This is a genomic window from Bacillus sp. 05T31 (assembly GCF_056396725.1).
The window spans coordinates 1-6,079 of the sequence record NZ_JBFTMA010000211.1; the positions used below are offsets into that span (position 1 = coordinate 1).

The 6,079-nt window shown below is 34.0% G+C and carries 4 protein-coding genes; 2 read left to right on the plus strand and 2 right to left on the minus strand.

The window, feature by feature from the left end:
- Both AC1DJR_RS14355 and amyS read right to left on the minus strand, forming a co-directional pair.
- A partial coding sequence (locus AC1DJR_RS14355; protein ID WP_477002870.1) for a MutS2 family protein occupies positions 1-1,070 on the minus strand: 1,070 nt, incomplete at its 3' end.
- Positions 1,071-1,601: 531 nt separating this feature from the next.
- Positions 1,602-3,143 (minus strand): alpha-amylase, encoded by a 1,542-nt coding sequence (amyS, locus tag AC1DJR_RS14360; RefSeq protein WP_429691843.1) that lies wholly within the window; start codon positions 3,141-3,143, stop codon positions 1,602-1,604.
- Between the two features lie 216 nt (positions 3,144-3,359).
- On the opposite strand from amyS, the gene AC1DJR_RS14365 reads away from it, so the two are divergent.
- Both AC1DJR_RS14365 and pepF read left to right on the plus strand, forming a co-directional pair.
- Positions 3,360-4,151 carry an arylamine N-acetyltransferase family protein gene (locus AC1DJR_RS14365; RefSeq protein ID WP_410591648.1) on the plus strand — a complete coding sequence of 264 codons (792 nt, stop codon included), beginning with the start codon at positions 3,360-3,362 and terminating at the stop codon, positions 4,149-4,151.
- A gap of 118 nt (positions 4,152-4,269) precedes the next feature.
- On the plus strand, positions 4,270-6,057 hold the full coding sequence (gene pepF, locus AC1DJR_RS14370; RefSeq protein ID WP_477002871.1) for an oligoendopeptidase F: 1,788 nt from the start codon (positions 4,270-4,272) through the stop codon (positions 6,055-6,057).
- Positions 6,058-6,079: the final 22 nt, after the last annotated feature.

Sequence of the window (6,079 nt, forward strand, 5' to 3'; positions counted from 1 at the left end):
GGCCTGACATGGCCTGACATTGTCGCTAATGTTAACAATCCAATTGTTTTTAGCACAATTGTTTTCCCGCCTGCATTCGGCCCAGTAATAATTAAACTACGGTATTCTTGACCGATTTCAAAGTTTAATGGTACTACTTTTCCACTTAAAAGCGGATGCTTACAATTCATTAAATGAATGTAGCCATGATCATTTAATTTCGGCTCTATTCCATCAATTGATTTACTAAACTTCGCTTTCGCAAATACCATATCATATTGGCTAATCAATTCCATATTAATTTTTATATGATAAATATTTTCTAATACCATTCCTGATAAAGTCGCTAAAATTTGATATTCTTCCATCGCTTCTTCTGCTTTCAAACCCGCGAGTTCCGCATTTAGCTTTGTAACCGTATGCGGTTCTATAAATACAGTAGAACCTTTTGCAGATGCTTCAACAATACTTCCCGCAACTTGATTTTTATAGGTAGATTTGATTGGAATCGTATAGCGATCATCCTTTTTACTAATAAAGAATTCCTGAATATACTTCTTATTTGCACTACTATTTAAAAACTTCGTTAARCGYTCTTTTATTTTTCCRTCTACAGAATCAATGTTATTTCGAATTCGTTTTAACTCTTTACTAGCAGCTGCATCAATGCTATTTCCTTTAATGGAAAAGTTAATTTCCTCTTCAATACTTTTAAATTCAGTCATTGAATTTGCATAAGAAGCTAATACTGGCGCAAAAAATTCTTTATCTAACATAAATTTTTTAATCTTTCKRCAYCCACGTAAAAAGTCTGAAACGCTCACTAACTCTGCTGGGTCTAAAATCATCCCTTTTTCTAATTTTTGAATTGTACTAGCAATATTWGAAATTCCGAAGAAAGGCACATGYCCTTCTGCATCTASTATAGATCGTGCTTCTGTCGTTTCATTTAAACGATTTCTCACTACTTTTATACTCGTACTCGGCACTAATTTATTTAATAATTCYTTWCCTAATCCACTTACACAATATGATTTCACTATTTCCATTAATTCGTTATATTGTAACTTTTCAAAAGTCATCGTATTCATTTTGTTTCTCCTCACTATGATTGATTTCTATCATCAATGAAGATACCTATTCATTAGATTCCAATGAGTTCTACATTATTCAATTACCATTTTTATACATTAAAAACATATACAAAAAAGCTGCGGGGATACCGCAGCTTTTACATTTACAAGGCATGTGTAATAACATATGAGGAAATAAGCCATAAAAACAGATGGCAATCCCCTTATTACACGCTTTATAAAGTATTGTAGGTATCTTCATAGGTTTCGAAATAAATCCATGACAAAATTAGGGGTATGATTTACATAAAAATCCCCTGGTCTTATCCGATTTATTCCATTAAATTTTTCCTATTTAGTACCTACCGCACTCACAAAAAGCACCTCTCATTAATTTATATTTTATGGTCATTGAAATCTAATTTACTGAAATTATCATACTATATGTTTTGTAAGAAGTAAAGGTGTCATACTTTTATAACTATGCAGCATGTAAAAAAGAAGAGGAAAACTTATATTTCAGTCTACCGCTTCTTTTTCATCACCGATTTACTGCTGAACATATATGGAAACTGAGCCTCCACTTACATGGAACTGCCCCCATCCATCCTTATTAATTGTTACAGTATTTGTTTGATTACCCGTAATATCGTACCATACTTCCCCAGCGTTATTCTTTCCAACATCCATCCACTTTGATCCTCCTGGTCCGTCYGAGAGTAATGTCGCTAAACCAGAATTAGCATGTACACCATCRCCTTCTCTTGTCCAGCCAATCACATCTGGATGGTCTAAATAATCACGCTGCGTACCATATGCAAAGTTTTTTCGTGCCGTCAAAATTGGATCAATTTTATCTTTTAACGCTGGAATTTCATAACTACTATTTCCGCTTGTCCCATAGTAATCACCATAGAAAACTGAAGGATAGCCCTCTGCACGAGTTAAAATAAATGCATATGCCAGCGGCTTAAACCACGGACTTACTACAGATTCCAATGACTGCCCAGGCTGAGAATCATGATTCTCAACGAGAGTAACTGCGAGTGCAGGGTGATTTTTCATTACTGTTCCATTTAAAATATTTCTCATATCATAATTCCCATTTCCTGTTGAAGCATAATGAAAATTGTAATGAAGCGGTGCATCAAACACAGATTGATTATAATTGACTTTCGCTAAATAATTGTTTAAAGCTTGAACATCATTTTGCCAATATTCAGCTACTGTAAACATTTCTTTCCCCGTTTGCTGTCTGGCATGATTTACCCAATCGCGTAAATATTCATGATCAATATGTTTAACAGCGTCCAAACGAAAGCCATCTAAATTTAATTCATTCGCATACCATGTTCCCCAATTTTTCATCTCATTCGCAACATCAGGATGATCAAAATCAAGATCTGCATACATCAAATAATCATAATTTCCATTTTCGCTAGACACTTCCGAGTCCCACGCTTTACCTATACCCCTAAATTTATAAATTCGATTTAATTTCCTTCCTTCATCCCAATCCGTTCCGTCAAAATGATACCATTTCCATTTGAAATTAGAATAAGAATCTCCGCGCCCTGGAAAGTTAAACCCCGTCCATGCATTAATTTCATAATCACCTGACACTTCAATATTTCGATTGTTTCGGTCTACCTCTACAGCTGTTACGGTTTCAGTATAATCAGCCCCACCTTTATGGTTCATAACTACATCACCGTATACGTCGATGTTTTGCTTATGTAAAGCGTCAATTGCAGATTTCAACTGTGCTTTTGTCCCATATTTCGTCCGCACCGTTCCTTTTTGATTGAACTCCCCTAAATCATATAAATCATAGGCCCCATACCCTACATCATTTTGCGAAGTCCCTTTATATGCAGGTGGTATCCATACAGATGTGATTCCTTTATGAGCTAAACTTTCAGCATCGGAACGCAAACGATTCCAATGATTCCCATCATTCGGAGCGTACCACTCAAAATACTGCATTAATGTTCCATTGTTCACTGTTGCTGCTTCTGCCTTATTTCCCTCATATATATTAGGAAAAAGCAAAATAAACAATAAACAGACTACCGTAATCCTTTTCAACATATTTACACCATCCCCTCCAAGAAAACGTTTGCATAATTCGTTAAAGTTATTATAATATTCGTTCTACAGTTAGTAAAGCAACAATCTTTTAATCTCTCACATTATTTTTCAAAATATGAATTCAACTATTCCACAAGTACCCCATATAGTTTAAAATTCACATCGGATTCAAAATTGTTTACAATTTATCTATAAAAGCATAACGGAGGGATTTCTATGACCGACTTTCAAAAACAATTTTTTGCAAGATTAAATATAGAAGAAAAACACAAAGTTTCATTTGAAGATTTACCTAACATTATGTACGCAATGGCACAAACTGTCCCTTTTGAAAACTTAAATATTCTCGAAAACAACTTTAAAGAAATATCAAAAGAAAATCTAAAAGAAAAAATTTTAATAAACAACCGTGGCGGCCTTTGTTATGAATTGAATCCGGCTATGTATTACTTCCTTAAAGACTCTAAATTCGATGTCCATCTCGTTTCAGGAACAGTTTATAACGCTGCAAATTCTATATGGGCTGTAGATTCAGGGCATATCGCAACTGTTTTACAACATCATAATGAACTTTACTTAATTGAAGTAGGTTTCGGATCATATTTACCCCTTTCCCCTGTTCCTTTCTCAGGTGAGATCGTTCATTCTGTAACAGGCGACTATCGTATTCGTAAAGAAACGACTGAAAAAGGTAATTATATTTTAGAAATGCGTAAAAACAATGAGTTTCTAGATCAATCTTCTACTGATGATTGGACAGTAGGTTATGCATTTTACTTGGAAGAAGTGGATGAAACGAAAGCAAATGCAGCACAAAAAATTATTGTTGAACATGAAGGTTCACCATTTAACAAAGTACCTCTTGTTGTAAAACTTACTCATGACGGGCACGCATCATTAACAAAAGATAGCCTTACAGTAACGAAAAATAGAAATAAAACAAAAGAAACAATTACAAAAGAGCAATATACAAACCTCCTTCATTCAACGTTCGGCATTACATTATAACTTTTAAAGCCTCGCCATTTCCGGCAAGGCTTTTCATTTTCCAGCAGGGATTTTTTGCAATTTGTTGTATTTCATAGTTATATAGGAATATAACTACATATTTAGAAAGGAAATGATTATGACTGAACTTAAAGATCGACTACAAGTAGCTGATAAAGAAAAATGGGATTTAACGGATATTTATCATACAATTGAAGATTGGGAAAGCGATTTTCATAAAATTGAAGTATTAACGAATGAATTACACAAGTTTAATGGAAATATTCACGATGGCAATAGTTTATTAGCTTATTTAACAAAGAGTGAAGAAATATCTAGCATAATATCTTTAATGTTCGCTTATGCACGATTACAATCTGATCTTGATACACGCGATACTGACGCTCAATCCCTTGTCGATAAAGTATCACAATTACATGTGAAAGTAAGTGCGGCTAAATCTTTCTTTTCTCCATTCTTACTTAGCGTAGATGAAAACACATTACATTCTTACATAGAAGAAACCGAAGGCTTACACTATTATAAAGAAGACTTATTTGAGTTATACCGTTATAAAAAACACGTTTTGAATAAAGACCAAGAAGAGATTTTATCACAAATGGGTGAAGCACTCTCCTCCCCACAGCATACATTTGGCATGTTAAATAATGCAGATATAATTTTTGGTGAAGTGACTACTGATGATGGAGAAAAAGTAAACTTAACACGTGGAATGTATTCAAAGCTAATAGAAGATGAGAATCGTGAGAAACGTGAAGAAGCCTATAAAGCTTATTACAAGCCATATGTTCAGTTAAAAAACTCTATCGCTTCTACTTTGTCCGCAGCTATTAAAAACAATGTTACTGTCTCAAAGCTACGAAAATATCCATCAGCTTTAGAAAAATCATTATTTGGCGACATGGTTCCGAAAGAAGTATATGAAAATTTAATTGAGACAACGAAAAAAAACATTCAATCATTACATACGTATAATGAACTTAGAAAAGAAAAATTAAATGTAGATGAACTACGACAATACGACTTGAGTGTTGATTTAGTAAAAGGTGTAAAACAAGACATTCCATACGACGAAGCGTTTGATATAATGATCGCGTCACTAGCTCCTTTAGGTAAAGAATATATCGAAACATTAAAAAACTTTAAAGATAAACGCTATATAGACGTGAGAGAAACACCAGGAAAACGTTCTGGTGCTTATAACTTTGGTGTATACGGTGTTCATCCTTTCATTCTTTTAAATCATCATGATGATTTAAATAGCCTTTTCACCCTTACTCATGAATGCGGGCACGGTATGCATACGCATTACTCACACGGATACCAACCAAGAATTTCTGCACACTATTCCATTTTTGTTGCAGAAGTCGCTTCTACAGTAAATGAAGTGTTATTAATTCATTATTTATTAAAAGAAGCAAAAGAAACGAACGTACGTAATCATTTAATTAACTACTTTATCGATAGCTTTAAAGGTACTTTCTTTACACAAATCATGTTTGCAGAATTTGAAAAAATTACACATGAAATGGCCGAACAAGGTAAACCMYTAAAYGCCCAAGTCTTTAGCGAARTTTATGAAAASTTRTTTAGAGARTATAAYGGYGAYTCWCTYGTATTTGACGAAGAAGTAAAATAYGGCTGGCCTAGAATTCCKCATTTCTAYCGTCCATTTTACGTRTACAAATATGCAACTGGATTCGCTTCTGCAATCCAAATTGCTGATAAGTTATTGAGCGGCAATCCAAATGCTCAGAAAAACTATATTGAATTCCTTAAAGGCGGAAGTTCTGACTATCCATTAAACTTACTGAAAAAAGCTGGTGTTGATTTAACTACGCCAGAACCGATTGAAAGTGCACTAAATCGTTTTAGCTCACTTGTTGAAGAGTTTTCAGCATTATAAAAAGCATGCAGAGTATATACTC

What these genes read in the sequence shown, in the direction of transcription:
- AC1DJR_RS14365 (WP_410591648.1), top strand. Translation starts at nt 3,360, where the DNA reads ATGACCGACTTTCAAAAACAATTTTTTGCAAGATTAAATATAGAAGAA.